This window comes from Rothia nasimurium, assembly GCF_049068285.1.
Classification (GTDB): domain Bacteria; phylum Actinomycetota; class Actinomycetes; order Actinomycetales; family Micrococcaceae; genus Rothia; species Rothia nasimurium_I.
In genome coordinates, this window is record NZ_JBLKPV010000002.1 from 247,069 (window position 1) to 263,342 (window position 16,274).

At 58.9% G+C, this 16,274-nt stretch carries 18 protein-coding genes; 4 read left to right on the plus strand and 14 right to left on the minus strand.

Going from position 1 to position 16,274, the window contains the following annotated elements; genetic code table 11:
- The first annotated feature begins 53 nt into the window (after positions 1-53).
- A complete protein-coding gene (locus tag ACMXX3_RS03150; RefSeq protein ID WP_421083310.1) occupies positions 54-2,231 on the plus strand; it encodes an acyltransferase family protein in 2,178 nt (725 codons plus the stop codon).
- A gap of 120 nt (positions 2,232-2,351) precedes the next feature.
- On the opposite strand, the gene ACMXX3_RS03155 is transcribed toward ACMXX3_RS03150, so the two are convergent.
- Both ACMXX3_RS03155 and ACMXX3_RS03160 read right to left on the minus strand, forming a co-directional pair.
- The gene (locus tag ACMXX3_RS03155; RefSeq protein WP_421083311.1) at positions 2,352-2,582 is read right to left on the minus strand and encodes a hypothetical protein; all 231 of its coding nucleotides are present in this window, start codon (positions 2,580-2,582) and stop codon (positions 2,352-2,354) included.
- A 3-nt stretch (positions 2,583-2,585) separates the two neighbouring features.
- Complete coding sequence (locus ACMXX3_RS03160; RefSeq protein ID WP_421083312.1) at positions 2,586-2,762, minus strand: hypothetical protein; 177 nt, start codon at positions 2,760-2,762, stop codon at positions 2,586-2,588.
- A 107-nt stretch (positions 2,763-2,869) separates the two neighbouring features.
- On the opposite strand from ACMXX3_RS03160, the gene ACMXX3_RS03165 reads away from it, so the two are divergent.
- Positions 2,870-4,129 (plus strand): AMP-binding protein, encoded by a 1,260-nt coding sequence (locus tag ACMXX3_RS03165; protein ID WP_421083313.1) that lies wholly within the window; start codon positions 2,870-2,872, stop codon positions 4,127-4,129.
- A 110-nt stretch (positions 4,130-4,239) separates the two neighbouring features.
- Positions 4,240-5,157, plus strand: coding sequence for a 1,4-dihydroxy-2-naphthoate polyprenyltransferase (locus tag ACMXX3_RS03170; protein ID WP_421083314.1), 918 nt, complete (start codon positions 4,240-4,242; stop codon positions 5,155-5,157).
- An 82-nt stretch (positions 5,158-5,239) separates the two neighbouring features.
- Here ACMXX3_RS03170 and ACMXX3_RS03175 read toward each other — a convergent pair whose 3' ends face one another.
- On the minus strand, positions 5,240-5,518 hold the full coding sequence (locus ACMXX3_RS03175; protein ID WP_421083315.1) for a hypothetical protein: 279 nt from the start codon (positions 5,516-5,518) through the stop codon (positions 5,240-5,242).
- A 117-nt stretch (positions 5,519-5,635) separates the two neighbouring features.
- Here ACMXX3_RS03175 and ACMXX3_RS03180 point away from each other — a divergent pair, with 117 nt between their 5' ends.
- Complete coding sequence (locus tag ACMXX3_RS03180) at positions 5,636-6,031, plus strand: PLD nuclease N-terminal domain-containing protein (RefSeq protein ID WP_421083316.1); 396 nt, start codon at positions 5,636-5,638, stop codon at positions 6,029-6,031.
- Positions 6,032-6,107: 76 nt separating this feature from the next.
- Here the strand turns inward: ACMXX3_RS03180 and ACMXX3_RS03185 are convergent, their stop codons facing one another.
- The 11 genes from ACMXX3_RS03185 to ACMXX3_RS03235 form a co-directional block, all read right to left on the minus strand.
- Complete coding sequence (locus tag ACMXX3_RS03185) at positions 6,108-7,172, minus strand: hypothetical protein (protein WP_421083317.1); 1,065 nt, start codon at positions 7,170-7,172, stop codon at positions 6,108-6,110.
- A 39-nt stretch (positions 7,173-7,211) separates the two neighbouring features.
- Positions 7,212-7,529 carry a PadR family transcriptional regulator gene (locus ACMXX3_RS03190; protein ID WP_421083318.1) on the minus strand — a complete coding sequence of 106 codons (318 nt, stop codon included), beginning with the start codon at positions 7,527-7,529 and terminating at the stop codon, positions 7,212-7,214.
- 124 nt (positions 7,530-7,653) lie between these two features.
- The gene (gene ccsB / locus ACMXX3_RS03195; protein ID WP_421083319.1) at positions 7,654-8,754 is read right to left on the minus strand and encodes a c-type cytochrome biogenesis protein CcsB; all 1,101 of its coding nucleotides are present in this window, start codon (positions 8,752-8,754) and stop codon (positions 7,654-7,656) included.
- A 39-nt stretch (positions 8,755-8,793) separates the two neighbouring features.
- On the minus strand, positions 8,794-10,386 hold the full coding sequence (resB, locus tag ACMXX3_RS03200) for a cytochrome c biogenesis protein ResB (RefSeq protein ID WP_421083320.1): 1,593 nt from the start codon (positions 10,384-10,386) through the stop codon (positions 8,794-8,796).
- 34 nt (positions 10,387-10,420) lie between these two features.
- Complete coding sequence (locus tag ACMXX3_RS03205; protein WP_421083321.1) at positions 10,421-11,173, minus strand: cytochrome c biogenesis CcdA family protein; 753 nt, start codon at positions 11,171-11,173, stop codon at positions 10,421-10,423.
- A complete protein-coding gene (locus tag ACMXX3_RS03210) occupies positions 11,166-11,777 on the minus strand; it encodes a TlpA family protein disulfide reductase (protein WP_421083322.1) in 612 nt (203 codons plus the stop codon). Before ACMXX3_RS03210 ends, ACMXX3_RS03205 begins: the two co-directional genes overlap by 8 nt.
- Positions 11,778-11,827: 50 nt before the next feature.
- Positions 11,828-12,514, minus strand: a complete 687-nt coding sequence (locus ACMXX3_RS03215; RefSeq protein WP_421083323.1) for a histidine phosphatase family protein — start codon at positions 12,512-12,514, stop codon at positions 11,828-11,830.
- Positions 12,515-12,578: 64 nt separating this feature from the next.
- On the minus strand, positions 12,579-12,833 hold the full coding sequence (locus tag ACMXX3_RS03220) for a glutaredoxin family protein (RefSeq protein WP_421083324.1): 255 nt from the start codon (positions 12,831-12,833) through the stop codon (positions 12,579-12,581).
- 167 nt (positions 12,834-13,000) lie between these two features.
- On the minus strand, positions 13,001-13,099 hold the full coding sequence (locus ACMXX3_RS03225) for a 30S ribosomal protein bS22 (protein WP_005504750.1): 99 nt from the start codon (positions 13,097-13,099) through the stop codon (positions 13,001-13,003).
- Between the two features lie 268 nt (positions 13,100-13,367).
- Positions 13,368-15,380, minus strand: coding sequence for an FCD domain-containing protein (locus ACMXX3_RS03230; RefSeq protein ID WP_421083325.1), 2,013 nt, complete (start codon positions 15,378-15,380; stop codon positions 13,368-13,370).
- Positions 15,381-15,431: 51 nt separating this feature from the next.
- The gene (locus ACMXX3_RS03235) at positions 15,432-16,208 is read right to left on the minus strand and encodes a metalloregulator ArsR/SmtB family transcription factor (protein ID WP_421083326.1); all 777 of its coding nucleotides are present in this window, start codon (positions 16,206-16,208) and stop codon (positions 15,432-15,434) included.
- Between the last annotated feature and the right edge of the window lie 66 nt (positions 16,209-16,274).

Consider the following 16,274-nt stretch of genomic DNA (forward strand, 5'->3'; position numbering starts at 1 on the left):
TCAGTTGCCTAGCTCACATAAGCTGGGCCAAGGTAACTCCCCCCGAGGATTCCATGCCCCGCATTACACAAGAGCCCCAGAGCCCTGCCCCCACCACCAAGCAGTTCCGAACCGATATCCAGGCACTGCGTGCCACTGCCGTCCTGCTCGTCATAGCCAACCACTTCTGGCCCCAACACCTCACCGGCGGCTACATCGGCGTCGACATCTTCTTCGTCATCTCCGGATACCTCATCACCCTCCACCTCCTCAAAGAACTCACCCACAAAAACACCCTCAACTTCAAACACTTCTACGCAAGCCGAGCCCGACGACTCCTCCCAGCAGCCCTCTTCGTCGGAGCAATCTCCTTCGCCGCCACCCTCATCCTCACCCCCTCCAACTACTGGACACGCACCGCCTGGGACTTCTTCGCAGCAAGCGCCTACTTCCACAACTGGAACCTCTACACAGCAGCCACAGACTATTTCGCCCAAGACAGCAACCCCACCGTATTCCAGCACTACTGGTCCCTCTCAGTAGAGGAACAGTTTTACCTCATCTGGCCCCTTGCGCTTACTATCATCTTCACCCTTTCAGGTACGCTCATTAAATGGATCAAAGGCCGTGAACAATCTAAATTAATCATCATCGCCATATTTATGGTGTTCCTCGCAGGGACCTCTTTATTTGCCTCTACCCAAATGGTAGAAGCAGGCCACCCAGGCGCCTACTTCAGCACTTTCACTCGTGCTTGGGAATTCATGGTTGGTGGGCTTATAGCTCTCAGCTCTCCGGTATTAGCCCGCTTCCGACCACAATCCAGAGAGTCACTTTTCGCAACCCTGATTCGCAACGTCAGTCAGCTCGCAGCCTACCTAGCCATCGGATTCTCAGCCTTTTTCTTCACCGGTGCAGTTGGTGTCCCCGGGCCTATCACCCTTATTCCTGTACTAGCCACAGCAATAATTATTGCGCTCGGCCCGGATACTTTTATCCCTTGGCTCCGGGCTCTGGTTGAATGGCGTCCGGTTCAGTTCACCGGTGATATTTCGTATTCCCTCTATCTCTGGCACTGGCCAGTAGCTGTCCTACTGCCCTTTATCTTGAAGCAACCAGTGACCTGGTGGATGTTTCTACTTGCCCTTATACCCACCTACCTCCTAGCTTTTATTACCCAGCGATTTGTTGAAGAACCCTTCAGATTTAAAATCCCTGCTCTACAGCAACCAAGAATTGTCCTTTTGAGTGTTATCTCTACCCTGCTACTCGTAGCTTCTTCAGCTTTTGGCGCTAACCTCTTTACAAAGCACACAGAACAACAACAAAAAGAAGCATTACAAGCTGCGCTCTCTGGTGACAATAGCCAGCCCTGCATCGGTGCAATGGCTATTGCTGATTCTAGTCAGTGCCCCGACATATTCACTCAGGAGCCCCTTGTAGCCCCAGCTGCAGAAGACCAGGCCCCATGGCATGCCGAGACCGATGGATGCGAGACAATACACCATTGGGATGTGCCAAATGGCGGAGCGCTTTGGCGTTTACACTGCAATTACGCAGAGTCTTCTAACGACTCTACATCTGTATGGATTGTAGGAGATTCGCACTCTGAACAGTGGCGGGCGGCGTTCTTACCTTTAGCTGAAGAGCGGAAATGGGACCTCACATATTACACCCATTCTGGCTGTCCTCTTTGGACACGGCCGTTGAGTTTTTGGGTCAACGGAAGTCATCACACTCCAGTACGCGACATAGAAACCTCAACCTGCTCAGATTGGTCACATACTATCCAAAATGAAATTGAGAAATCTAAACCAGATGTCATCATTCTCAGCACCTATTCCACTGTGCAAGGAATCGACGACGGTTCGGGAGCTTCTCAAGAACAACAGTATAAATCTGCAATGGCAGAGACTCTGAAATCCTGGAGGGCCTGGAGCCCCAAAGTTATTGTGCTCAAAGATACTCCTAGGGCAGGCACTGTGATCGGCCCCGAGTGCGTCAGCGTTTCTGGAGTTGGCTGTGTAGCCCCTGCAAATGAACTACTCGCGCAGGATCCTCAGTTTGAAGCAGCAAAGACCCTGGGAGTAGCAACAATAGATATGACAGACTATTTCTGCCCAGATGATACCTGCTATGGAGTGATTGGCGGCCTGCCTGTCTTCTTCGATACGAATCATATTTCCAAGAGTTACAGCATTTCGCTCTCAACACCGCTGGCGAAGAAGTTGGAGGATGCCCTCCAACACTAAATGAGTATGATTTTGCTGGAAGCAAGGACTTAACGAACTGCGGGGTTTCCTTCGAGATACGGTTCTTTCTACCGCATCTCGAAGGAAACCCCGCAGTTCGAGTGCTTGGCAGGTAAATCTCTATAAGGCACCCTCTGATTTTCCTTCGCGGGCAGCCTTGCGTTTGTCGATGGCGCGTTCTTCAAACTCCAGCTCGATGATCCGCAGCTTGTTCTTGCGGTGCCAGGTCAGCAGCACGTTGATGAGAAAGACCAGGAAAACCAGCATGAAGACCAGGTAGGCCAGGCCAATCACAGAAAGAGCGGATTCCCAGGCGGTGGGCACCAGCGGATTAGTAGCAAGTACAGTCATGGTTTACGCTCCCTTATCCGGCTTACCCGCAGCATTCTCGCCCAGCCCCAGGCGCTTACGAATCACTCGGATTTCTGTCTTGTTCTTCTTATGAAACCCCAGCAGCACTACGAAAAAGAGCAGTAGCAGAGCAAGATACAGCAAGAGAGTGGCGATTTCTGCACCGGTTGCCTCAAGCATGGGAAGTCTCCTATCTCGACCTTGAGAATAAAGAACGTATTATCCACAAGATTACCAAGTAGGCATACTAACCGGCAAGCATCAGCAGGCGTAGACTAAAAAGAGCCATGATATTTGATTCCCTTACCCCGCTCCCCTGCCCGGTTGCACACGAGTTCGGGGCGGCCGTCCTCGTCGGGGCAGACCAGCCCGCCCGCCCTGCTACGCAGGAGCTTGATGAGGCCCTGCGTACTTTTAGCGCCCGCTTCACCGAGCTAGAGAAGGGGAAGGACGCCCCCGCCCTGGTTGTCACGACCAGCGGCTCCACCGGGGCCCCCAAACAGACGGTACTTGCGGCCTCGGCCCTGGTCGCCTCGGCTCGGGGAACCGAAGCCGCCACAAACACCCATGCCGCCCAGTGGCTCCTTGCCCTGCCCTTGCAGTACGTTGCCGGGGCGCAGGTGGTGGCCCGGTCTGCCCTGGCGGGCACCACACCCGTTCTCACCGCTTCAGTCAGCGAAGGTACCCGCTTCACCGCCCAGGACTTCGTCACCTCCACTGAAAAACTCTCAGCCCAGCACCGGCTAGTTTCCCTAGTTCCCACCCAGCTGCACCGCCTGCTAGAAACCCCCGAAGGCCCCCTCCGCACCGAAACCCTCGAAGCACTACGCTCTTTTTCCGCGATTCTTCTGGGTGGAGCCCCGGCTAGCGCCGACCTCATCAACACCGCCCACGACCTGACACTGCCGGTGGTTCGCACCTACGGCTCAGCTGAAACCGCAGGCGGCTGCGTCTATGAAGGTAAGCCGCTGCCGGGCGTCCGCGTGCAGATAGAGCCCGCTGCCACCGAACCCGAATCTCCCGGGCGCATCTGGCTGGGCGGACCTACCATTGCCAGCGGCTACGCCAACGACCCGCAGCGCACCGCCGCCCACTTTTTCGTCGATGACAATGGAACCCGCTGGTACCGCACCGACGATCTAGGCACCCTTAATTCACTGACCGGCTCCCTCACCGTCACCGGGCGGGCCGATGATGTGCTGATCTCCGGCGGAATCAAAACCAGCGCGGCAGCGGTAGCCACCGTCCTCGAAAGCCACTCGGACGTACGCGAAGCCCTGGTTGCCGGGGTTCCGGACGCCCGTTGGGGCACCGCCATCACCGCCGCAGTCACCCCGGTAGCCGGCAGAAACATCCAGCCCAGTGAGCTTAAGGACGCCCTCCCCCGCCTGGTAGCAGAACAGCTGGGGGCAGCGTCCGCACCTAAACTCGTTGAAGTGCTACCGGAGTTCCCCACCCTGCCCACGGGCAAGCCCGACCGGCGGGCGGTGCAGGCCCTCCTGGCTGCAGCCTGGCAGGGCCGCCAGGGCACATCACGCGGCAGCTAGCGGGCACCGACCGCTAAAAAGTGAGACAATAGGATGTATTTTTGTGGCCCTATTCCAGCGGGCCACCCCAGCCCACCCCGGCGAGCGCCGGCTGATAAGGAGCGAAAACCGTGGCTACCGTTGCACAGTGGATCGAAGGTGCCCGCCTCCGCACCCTGCCCTTGGCCGCTGCCCCGATTATTGCCGGCTCAGCAGCTGCCTACGAAATTGATCGCTTTGACCCGGTAAGGGCCCTGCTGGCTTTCTTCGTGGCCTTCTTCCTGCAGGTGGGCGTCAACTATGCCAACGATTATTCCGACGGCATTAAGGGGACGGACGAGGTCCGCGTCGGGCCCCTGCGTCTGGTCGGCTCAGGTGTCGCCAAGCCCGCCCATGTGAAGCTGGCGGCCTTTATCTGCTTTGGCCTGGCCGGAGTTAGCGGCCTGGGCCTGGTCTGGCTCTCCCAGCAGTGGTGGTTTATCGCTATTGGTGCATCGGCTGTGCTTGCGGCCTGGGGTTATACCGGCGGTAAACACCCTTACGGCTATATGGGCCTGGGCGATATTTTCGTTTTCATCTATTTTGGTTTGGTTGCTACCTTGGGCACCATGTTCACGCAGAGCGCCCATCTGACGCTGACGTCCTGGGTCTTCGCCCTAGCTATGGGTCTCTTCTCGTGTGCCCTGTTGATGGCCAATAATGTGCGTGATATTCCTACCGACATTGAGGCTGGCAAAAAGACCCTGGCGGTCCGTTTGGGCGATAAGGCTTCCCGTATCACCTATGCCCTCGAAATGGCGGTTGGTCTGGGGCTGACCCTGCTCCTGGTGCCGGGTAATCCCTGGTTTGCCCTGGCCTTTATTCTTATTGGCCCGATTGTTCATTCTTGCCTTGTGGTGCTCGGCGGGGCCCTGGGGCGGGATTTGATTCCGGTGCTCAAGCAGGCTGGCTTCGTGGCCCTCTTCTATTCGATTCTTGTAGCCCTTGCCATTATCTTGCAGCCTCTTGCTATCTTCGCTGATAACTCGGCAGTCTTCACCGGCTACTAGGCCAGGCTCCAGTTCAGAAGGACGTAGACACCCCGGGGGTTCTGCGTCCTTCTGAGTTTTTGGGTGCCTGCAGGAGGTTTATCTAGTGGCCCTGTTGGCGGCGGGCGCTCTCGTCGAGGGTGTCTTCGTAGGCGGCGTCAGCATCGGCGGCGGTGGCCTTGGGCTGCTTGCGGCGGATTATGCGGTTAAAGTCGGCGGCAGCGGCATCGTGCAGGCGGGGGAAGGCCAGGTAGCAAACAGCAAAGCCGATGACGGCCCCGCAGATGATTGACAGAATGAGGCCTGCGCCAAAGTAGTAGGAGGCAAAAAAGGCAGCGGCTGAAAACAGCAGGCGGAGCAGGGAATACTTCAGGAAATTCACCCCCTCATTCTACCAACCTGCTGGTGGTGCCTACAGGAGGCGGGCGCGTCCGCTCTTCTAGCACGCTGTGAGCGCACAAAGCCGGGCGGGCGGGTTCTGTCGTGGAAAAATGGGGGTATGGGTAGAGCTATTTTGATTATTGGCGGTGCCGCCCTTCTGCTGGGCGTGTGGATTTATTCGATTCTGGATGCCGCCCAGACTGATCGTTTGAGGGTGCGTACCCTGCCTAAGGGGGCCTGGCTGGCTGTGCTGGTGTTCTTCCCCTTGCTGGGGTCGGTGCTCTGGTTTTGGTTGGGCCGCCCCCGCGGGTCGCGCCACGGGTCTTTTGGGGCCCCTGTTGCCAAGCCACCGGTGGCTCCCGATGATGACCCTGAGTTTTTGAAGTTCTTGGAGGCCCGGGCCCGACGCGAACGTCAGGACGCCGAGTGGCAGGAACGTAAGAAGCATAAGGACGCCGGTGGGCAGGACCCTGCCCAGGACGAGGAGGCTACCGAGCCGGACGAGGAGTCCTAGTTTTTTCGAACCCCACCTTTTGTCACGAGCCCCAGGGTTTACAGGTGGGGCTCGTGACAAAGTGTGGGGTTCGCTCTTATTTCTTGGCCTGGCGGTAGGCCCGGTAGTGCCTTCTAGTTTCAAGAACACCACCGATGACAATAACAACTAGAAGGGGCAGACGCCAGGTCAAGCTAGCGTAGTCATCGGTCGTGTAAAGTCCGTAGCCCCATATACCGAAAATCGCGAGCATAAGTAGGGAGTGCAGGTAGAGCCGGTAGGGCTTGACCTTCTTTTGCTCTGAGAGGGAACGGGCATAGACTACCGGGTGGCCGAATTCTTCCAGGTAGCTACTGCCGCTTTCGTGGGCATGTTCTTTGACCCGGGACACTTCTTCCCGCACGCGGGCATCTGAAATATCGCCACGCCCCCTCAGCTCCTGCTTAAATCGAGCAAGCCAGGTTTCATCGTCTTGGTAGTCTTCCTCGTCCCCTAAACCTGTAACCTGCTGGGGTGAGGGCAGCAGGAAGCCCGCAGCTGTTCCCAAAACACCCAACCCCAGGGCAGCCACTAGGTGGGCCCAGCTGGGAAAGCGCTGGGTGAAAACCTCGTAGGAGGCAAATAAACCAAGCCCGATAGCTGCTGAGCCAGCCAGAATAACGAGCGCTGTCAGAAGTACGGCAGCGGTAAAGCCAAATTTTTTACGGCTATGTTGGAAGGTAACGAGCTGAACAAACAAAAGCATGCCCAAGGCCCCGGGAAGAAGATAGAAGCCCAGCGGCTGGGAGCTCGGCCTGTCGCTGGGTAGAACGCTAACAACCCAGAAAAGAATGCTAAAGAATGCCCCGGTGAAGAAACCTGCCACCATTACTTCTTTGAGGGCCCACGGTTCGTCTTCGGAAAAGGCCTGGGTCCCCTTTTCGCGCCAGGTGGTAATTTTTTCGGCGGCCCATTCCTGAGGGCTACCGTAGAGGTCGGTGGCACTTTGGCCGGTTTCAGCCACCTGGCGGATGACGCCATTGAGGGCACTTTCACTGGTGACTGCTTTGACCCCGTTCGTAGCGAGGGTCGCAAAGGCTGTTTGCACCCAGTCCTTGTCTGCCGGGCTCTTGCTGGCTTCTTCGATTGCGACAGTCAGGCGTTCGTAAGGATTGTTAGCCATGTCTCCTCCTTGAGTTATGTTGAAACACTTCCGGTGGTTTTAGGCCCCGAGGGCGCTGGTCAGCCGGGCCAGGGTGGCTCGTTCCTCAGCGAGTTGGCGGGCGCCTGCGTCCGTAAGCCGGTATTGGCGGCGGGCGGGGCCGCTCTCCCCTTCCGTCCAGGTGGTGGTGACGTACCCGGCTTCTTCCAGCTTGGACAGCGCCGGGTAGAGGGAGCCGCCTTTGGGGCGTCCGTAGCCCAGCTTTTCAAGCTGTAGGGCAAGTCCGTAGCCGTGCAGGTCGTCCTGCTCTAGGCAGGCGAGGACGGCGGTGGGCAGGGTGGCTCGGATCAGGGAAGGCGGGTAGGTAGTAGGTTGCATATCACACCCCTCTCGTATCTAAGTACATCATATACCTAGATAGGTTTCAACCCTTACCCGCCCACAAGAAAGCGCCAGCAACTCCCCGCTGGGGGAGCCACTGGCGCTTACCGAAGGGAGCGGCCTACAGGCCCGAGTATGAATGGAGGCCTGAGAAGAAAACGTTCACAATCGTGAAATTGAAAATCACGCACAGGTAGCCAACAATGGACAGCCAGGCTGAAGGCGGGCCCGACCAGCCGCGGGTTGCCCGGGCGTGCAGGTAGGCTGCGTAAACCACCCAGATGATGAAGGTCCACACTTCCTTGGTATCCCAGCCCCAGTAACGGCCCCAGGCCTTTTCAGCCCACACCGCACCGGCAGCCAGGGTAAAGGTCCACATGGCAAAGCCAACGGTATTCAGGCGGAAGGAGAAGTTCTCCAGGGCGGTCGATGAGGGAATCAGCCGCATGAAACCGATCCGGGCCAAAGTGCTATCGGTACCCTCAATAATGGAGCGCTCACGGGCAGTCTGTAACAGCTGCAGAACAGCCATAGCGAAGGTAATGGTAAAAATTGCTGATGCTAAAACCGCAATAGAAACGTGAATGACCAACCAATAGGATTGCAGGGCCGGGACCAACTGCCCCACCGGGGTGGGGTAGGCAATGGTGGCGGCAGCCATCATAATCACAGCTAGACCGGATACCAGGCTTCCCACAAACCGCAGGTCCCGGAAGATCAGGAAGCCCAGGTAAACAGCGGTCACCAGGAAGGCACCTGTGGTCAGGAACTCGTACATATTGCCCCAGGGCACCCGGTTGGCGGCAAAGGCCCGGGAGAGTACACCGGCTAGGTGGATCAGGGTGCCCAGGGCCAAGATAGCGACGCCAGCGCGGGCGGCCGGGCGACGTTCTCCGCTGCCGTAGCGCATGTCAGCGTCAGCAACATGGCCAGAAATTTTAGCGGCAGCGGACTGCTTATAGCCCATACCGCGGGCACCGGTACCCTGCTCAGTGCCGCTGATACGGGCTGAGCGGGCTGAGCGACCACCGGATTTTGCCGCAGCGCCGACGAGCTCCTGCTCCCGGTCGGTGGCAGAATCGGCTGATTCTAGGCGCTTGGTGGTGCGCGAGTGGACGGCAACGTCCCAGGCGAAGGCGACAAAGGCGACCGTGTAGGCAATGGCCGCAAGGTACATAAAGAGGTCGCTCCACCGGGCGAGTTCGAGATTGACTTCTGGCATGGCTAGCTCACTTTTCGGGTGCGATATGTGGGGGTGGTTTTATGCTTCATCAAATTCTAGCCCCCATTTCTGGGCAAATAGATCGGTCAGGCGGTCTGCTTCGGTGGCAAGTCGGGGATCTTCACCGCGGGCCAACAGACCGTATTCGACGGTGAGGGTGCCTTCAGCGGGGTTTTCGATGGCCCTGACCCAGACCCGGCGACGGGCAACAAAGACCGAAACCAGCAGACCTGCAAAGAGCAGGAGGGCTGAAACTAGGGCAATGGGACGGCCGGGATCAGAGCGGATTTCTATGCCGGCATAGCGTTTGACGCCGAGCAACTCAATGGTGCCGTGGTCGTTAGGTAGCTTGGCTGAGGGGTTGGTTGCATCCAGGACGATACCGTTGCCTGCGGCCATGGTGTTGAGTGGCTCTAGATTGTTGATATCCAGGACGTAGACGTTCTGCGGCACCCCGTTATCAAGGCCGAGGTCCCCGGTGTAAGACTGTAGCACCAGCATGGGGTTTAGCAGGTCAGAATCGATGGAGGTGGGGGCAGCGCCTAGGCGTTCTTCGCCGGTGGGCAGGAACATGCCGACAAAGCCCAGCTGGCCGGGGGTTGCGTCCGGCACCTTCAAGACGACGGAAGACAGGTAGCTGGTGCCGCCGGGCAGGCCGACCACGGGCCCCTCGTAGGCAATTGTGCCGTCGTTGTTAGTCACCCGGACGACCGGGGAATACCCGTTACCAAGCAGGTAGATGGAGGTTCCCTCAAAGTAGATAGGCTCGTTCACCTTGAGTTTCTGCTGGCTGGTGTTGCCATCAGCATCGGTCAGGGTGAAGTCAGCTTCATAGTTGATGTCAGACCCGTAGGTGGGTGAGCCCTTCTGCCGGTCGTATTCAACGGTGAGTTGGTCCATGGTGGCGGAGTAGGGAACCAACCAGTCGGGGTTGTAGTTGGTACCGGGGCTAAAGGAATCATAGGACACCAGAGAGTTCACGAAGGTTTCTTCCTCGGCGACAATGCGCTGGCCGGAGTAGCCAAAGAGGGAACCCACCGCCACAGCAATCAGCACCCCGATCATAGCCAGGTGGAAGAGGATATTCCCCAGTTCGCGCAGGTAGCCGCGTTCAGCACCGACGTTGACGACCCCGTCCTTTTCCGGGCGGATTTCAACCCGGTAGCCACGTTTTTTCAGGACGGCCGCAGCGTCCCCTATCGCCGAGGCGGCGGTGAATTCACCGGCTTCAACAGGTATGGTCAGGACGCGGTGCTGCGGCAGCCGGGTGAAGTTGAGGGGGGTGCGGGCCGGGGCCGACCGCATGGCCTTGGCGTGCTTGGTTGCCCGGGGCAGCACACAGCCGATGAGGGAGATAAAGAGCAGGATATAAATGGCCGCGAACCAGACCGATGAGAAGACGTCAAAAAGCTGGAGCTTATCGGCGATGGGCCCCCAGGTCGGGTGGGTTTCTATGTAGTCAGCGACCAGGGCTGGGTCTTGGATACGCTGGGGGAAGACTGAGCCCGGGACAGCTGCAACAGCAAGCATAAGCAGCAAGAAGAGGGCCGTGTTCATTTTGGTCAGCTGGGTCCAGGCCCAGCGGAGCATCTCGACGGCTCCGAGCGCAGGTGCGTCTTTGGTTTCTGCCATTGTTTCCTTGCAGCCTTGTGTGGTGGTGTGTGGTTTAGATGGGGAGGGTGTAGACCGGCATGGTTGCCTGGAACCAGGACATCATGGCCGTCCAGAGGCCGGTCGCCAGGAGCAAGCCGATGATGATCAGCATAGCGCCGCCCAGCCTTTGGAGTAGCAGGTGGTTCCTGCGGGCCCAGCCCATGGTGGTAACGCCGCGGGCAACCCCGAGAGCAACGAGCAGGAAGGGGATTCCCAGCCCTAAGCAGTAGGCCAGGGTCAGGACGATGGCCTTGGTGTTATCAGACCCGCCCGAGTAGACCAGCATCTGCACCGCAGCGAAGGTCGGGCCGATACAGGGGGCCCAGCCCAGGCCAAAGGTAATACCGAGAATCGGAGCCCCCCACAGGCCAGCGGGGGGTTTAGCCTCAATCTTGCGGTCCCGCTGGAAGAAGGAGAAGCGGCCCATAAAGACCAGACCCATCACTATAACCAGTAAGCCCAGGACCACATCAACCCAGCCCTGGCCGCGGAGCCAGGGGGCAGCCCCCAGCTGGGCCAGCACCACCGACATCAAGACAAAGATGAAGGAGAAGCCCAGCACGAAGAGGCTAATGCCAACCAGCATCCGGGTGGTCCGCCGTCGGCCGCTCATATCACCGCCGGTGAGGCCGGTGACATACCCCAGGTAGCCAGGAACCAGGGGAAGGACGCAGGGAGAAGCAAAAGAAATGAGACCGGCCAGCGCCGCCAGGGGCAGGGCTAGCCAGAGAGAGCCATCAAGAACAATCTGACCGAAGTTAGGCACTGACCTGGTCTTCGAGTAGGGTTCTGACAACGGACTGATCAATCTGCCCCAGGATTCGGGCAGCAACCCGGCCCTCGGCGTCCAAAATAACGGTAGTAGGCACCGCCTGGGCCGGAACGTACTTGCTCATGGCCAGCAGAATCTTGCCGTTCAGATCGCGGAAAGAGGGATAGGGGACTTCAAAGTTTTTCTCAAAGGCCTCGGCGGTGCCCTTCTCATCACGCACGTTGGCCCCGTAGAAGGCAACCTTCTCGCCAAAGGTCTGGTGGAGCTCATTCAGCCAGGGGGCCTCGGTCCGGCAGGGGGCACACCCTGCGTACCAGAAGTTGAGCAGGACGGGCTTGCCCCGCAGTTCAGCGGCAGTAACGACTGTGCCGTCAAAGAGTTCGTTCTCAAATTCGACCGGCTCACCCCGTTCAGCTGCCGCGTATTCGGTCACTGAACCGTCGCCAGCGATGTAGCCCTTGGAGTCACCAGCATCAGCCTGGGCAGCCAGGGAGTCTTTACCGCTTGATGAGCAGGCAGAGAGCAGGCCGACTGCGCCCAGGGCCGCGAGGCTCAGGGCCGTCTTGCGCGTCACCGGGTACTGGGAAGGTGTAGGCATGTGAGATGTTCTTTCAACCAGATGTGTAGGTGTTGGTGTATCAGAGGTCATTATGACCCCGGTAACTGAATAACACCTGAGTAGAGCTCGGCAGCAGGCTCAATATAAGAGAGTTTTGGCTTGCCAGGGCTGAAAATATCGGGGAATGTAAAACTTGTAATAGAAGCTAAATTGCACTGGCGACTGCGCGGATCATGGGGCAGGGGGCGGCCTTCAACAGAGGTGCGGGCCATCCAGATAGGCAGCTGGTGGGAGACGATAATCGCCTCGGCCCCGGCCCCGCCCTTCTCGTAGGCGGTGCGGGCGGCGTCCTTAATAGCTTCTGCCATGCGGGCCACCTGGTCGCGGTAGGGTTCCCCCCAGGACGGACGCAGGGGGTTGAGCAGGTGCTTCCAGTGGCGGGGATTCTTCAGTAGCTCGTCCTTGTTGACGTGCAGGCCCTCAAAGTAGTTGCCGGCCTCAATCACGCGCTCATCGGGCTGGGCGCTTAGACCCAAGAGCTCTTCGATGGGAGCAGCTGATTCGCGGGTGCGGGTGAGCGGGGAGCAGACCAGGTGCACAATATTGGCCCCGGCGTCGGCGCGGCGCTTGAATTCTTCTGCGGACAGGCGCACCATCTTCTGCCCGGTTTCAGACAGGTGGTAGTTGGGCAGGCGGCCATACACGATACGGTCGGGGTTATGCACCTCACCGTGGCGCATGAGGTGAACGGTGACAGTTGCCGAAGAAGTGTTCATACCCCTAGTCTCTCAAACCCAGGGGCACAACGCTAACCAGGGCCCACTTGGCCTCCCGGAGAAGCTACTGGGCTAGTTTCTTTTCGATGATCTTGGCCAGCCGCTTGGCGTTGACCTGCCAGAAGTCCTTGACTTCCCCGTCAACCAGGAGGACGGGAATCTCGGTGCGGTAGCGCTCTAGGAGGTCAGGGTGGTCCTCAACATTTACCTCAGAGAAGGTCAATCCATAGCGGGAGACAACCTCGCCGGTGGTAGCCCGGGCATCTTCACAGAGGTGGCAGCCGGGTTTCGTCAACAGTTCGATCTGGGGTGTAGCCATACTCCTACCCTACCGGCTCAGCCCGGCACCAGCAGACCTTCGAGGTTCAGCTACCCCACGCTAGATGTGCCCTAGCCCGATTGGGCGGGGCAAGAGGTTGCAAACGGGGGAGGGTGAAAACAGCACGGGCCCTGCACCAAAGTGGTGCAGGGCCCGTGGTGAAGAATTTACTTCTTGTTGCGGCGCTGGTGGCGAGTCTTGCGAAGCAGCTTGCGGTGCTTCTTCTTAGACATACGCTTGCGGCGCTTCTTGATAACTGAACCCATTGGATTCACCTCACTTATTAAATAGTGGTCGATACCCGGCCGACGCCACCACCCTTACGGGTAGCGGGTGCGGTAGCTATCCGGGCGTTATACCGGTATAAACGCTCCATAGAACACGCTGAGGGCACAAAAGTGCCCTCGACGTGAAAAACGCTCTGAAATCAAGAGTACAGGTTTAGGGCAGATTTCGCCCCCTGTTCACCGGCAAGTGAGAGCATTTTCTCTTTAAAAAACCAACCGGTGGGGCTTGGAACCCCACCGGTTGGGTTTAGCGACGCTTTTTCTTCTTCTTTTTCTTTCCCTGGGAACGGGAAGCCTGGGCCGGAGGTGCCGCTACCTTGCGCTCGGACTGGGCGGCGTCAGTTCCCTTAGCCTCGGAGTCGTCACGATCTGGGAGGTCCTCCTGCGGCTCCTCACCCGGGTAGGAGTTGTCGTCCCCGTAGGTGTCATAGTCTTCATCAGCGTACTCATAGCCATCACGCAGCTTTTCGCGGGGCTCTTCGGGCTCATCCCAAACCGGCTCGGGGGCTGGATTTTCAGCTACCTCATCTGCGGCTTCGGGGGCAGGACGGTCAGCGCTTGCCTGGCCCTGGCGGAAACCGAAGTAGCCCAGCACGTCAAAAGACTTTGCCCGGCTGGCAAAGGCTTTTGCACTATCGGCCAGGGACTTTGAGTTCCCAGGCTGGTCTGATTCGGTGACGGTAGTGCCCCCACCCCGGATCGGGGTGACAGCCTGCTGCCCCGTGGCCTCGGAGTCGGTTGCCTGCCCCTGTGGTTCTTGCTCGGTATCAACCGCGTTTGCAGCCAGAGCGGCAAGGCGGGCTTCTTCTTGCTTGAGCTTTTCGCGCAGGTCAGCTGCAGGTTGACGGGGACGGTGGCGCGGCCGCTCAGGGGCGGCAGCTGGCTCGGTCTCGGTGGCAGGCTCGGTCTCGGTGGCAGGCTCGGTCTCGGCAGCTGGCTCAGTTTCGGTGGCAGGCTCTGCTTCGGGTTCGTTTTCAGGCTCAGACTCGGCAGCCGGTACCGGATCGTCAGCTGGGGCCACCACAGGCTCAGATTCCTTCTTCACTGATTCTGGGGTGGCAGACTCAGCTGCAACCGGGCTAGGGTCTTCGTCGGCGTCCTGGGCCGGGGAGGGCTCAGGGGCTGCGACCGGGGCAAGTGGGGAAATAACAGCTGCGTGGACGGCGGAGCTGACGGTTCCCCGGCGCTTACGGACGCTGCTGCCGGTGGGGACCTCACGGGCTTCAGGTGCCTCTGCGAGGTCCTGGTCAGCTGCAGTAGTCGCTATTGCAACAGGTTCTGCCCCCGCTTCCTCTTCGGCCGCAAGATCCTTAGCCGGGGCGATATCGTCCTGCCCCCACTGGCTCGTATCATCTACCTGCACCAGAGGCAGGGACGTAGTATCAAGGGCCGGCTCCAGCTCCTTGACAGCCTCCTGTTCTTGCCCCTTGGGCTGGATGGACGCTAGGGCGGTGAGTAGGTTGGGGTCTAGGGTCTGGCCCCAGCGGTTGGGCATGGGCTCAAACTCGGGGACCTCCACCGGCTGAATCTGGTTGCTCGCTGCAGGTGCTTCGGAGGGTGCAGCCTGGGGCTTTTCAAGCTGGTGGCCGGCCTCTGCGAACCGCTCATGCAGGTTTGCCTGGAGCAGGGTCTGGGCCAGGGCGGAATCCCCCGACTTCACCGCATCGAGGATAGCCCGGTATTCCATCCGCAGGCGGTTGGCGGTGGCACTCCACAGGGGAACCTGGGTCACCAGCTCGAACCGGGCCTCAATCATCGCATCGCGCAGGGTAGCGAGCAGGGCCGAGATCAGGGCATTGTTGGATAGCCGTCCCAGCTGGATATGGAAGTCAGCTTCAAGGTCATGGAAGTCACTGAGACTGGTTGTAGCATCCTGCATAGCTTCCAGGATTCGTTCCAGCTCAGGTAGGGCGGACTCATCAAAGGTAGGCCCGGCCAGGGAATACCCTTCAAGTAACATGCAGGCATTGAGCAGGTCCTGACGGGGGGATTTCGCACCTGCTAAATACAGGCCCAGAGCAGTACCGGCTGAGGCAGCAGGTTCCCGGTTAAGAACCGCGATAATGCTCTTTCGGCGGCCTTCAAACAGGCGAAGAATCCCAATCTCTTCACAGTGCTTGAGGCTTTCCCTCATGTGGTTTTGGCTCATGCCAACGAGGTGGGCAAGCTCCCGGTCTTCAGGAAGCTCATCCCCCAGGGTCAGGGTGTTATTAATCAGTTGGTTCTCGATCCAATCAAGAAGCTGCTGATGGTGTGCCATAGGGTCTTGTGTCTCTTTAGGGTGTCGTAGGCGGGTGGAGTGATGGTGGTGTTAGCGGTTGGTGCGACGCCAGCGGGCAAATTTAGCCAGCAGGCCCCGGTCTTCGCTCTCTTCCCGGGTAGGCTCAAGGTCTTCGGGGTGGACCAGCTCGTAGGCGGCCTCTGTTTCTTCCGCTTCGGAGGGGGACTCGGTTGCAGGCTGGACGGTAGCGGCCACCTCCTTGTGGGCAATTTCGGCAGGGCCTGCCAGCTCAGCCGGTTCGGGGGCGGGGTCTTCCTCTACCAGGACGTCCGGGGTGAAGACGGTGGGGGTGAAGCTGGTTAGCGGGGTGAAGGTAATAGCCGATTGGACGGAGGCACCTTCCCCCTGACCTGCCTTTTCGGCTGGAGCTTCTGGGCTAGTACCAGGGGCAGTCTCAGCACTGGCCTCAGAAACTTCCTCAGCAACGGGTTCAGAAACTTCCTCAGTAATGGACTCAGAGACTTCCTCAGCACTGGCCTCAGAAACTTCCTCAGTAATGGGCTCAGGGGCGGTCTCAGCAGGCTGGGCCAGACCTGAGGGGGCCGGATCTGTCTGAAGCAGGTGGGAGACCCAGTCGGCGACGGTCGCCAGGGGGGCGGGGGTCAGGGAATAGAAACGCTTCTGGCCTACAGCCTCGGTTTCAACCAGGCCTGCGGTACGCAGGACCTTGAGGTGCTTTGAGACGGTCGGCTGGGAGACTCCCAGTTCCTCGACCAACTCGCCCACGGCAAGCCGTTCTACTGCCAGTGCCTGCAGGATATGTCGCCTAGTGGGGTCGGCGATTACAGCAAAGACGTCATCTTTCATACGCCCATCATGACACATATATAACCCCTGGCGCATGTTCTACATGCCCCAGGGGTTAACTCCCAG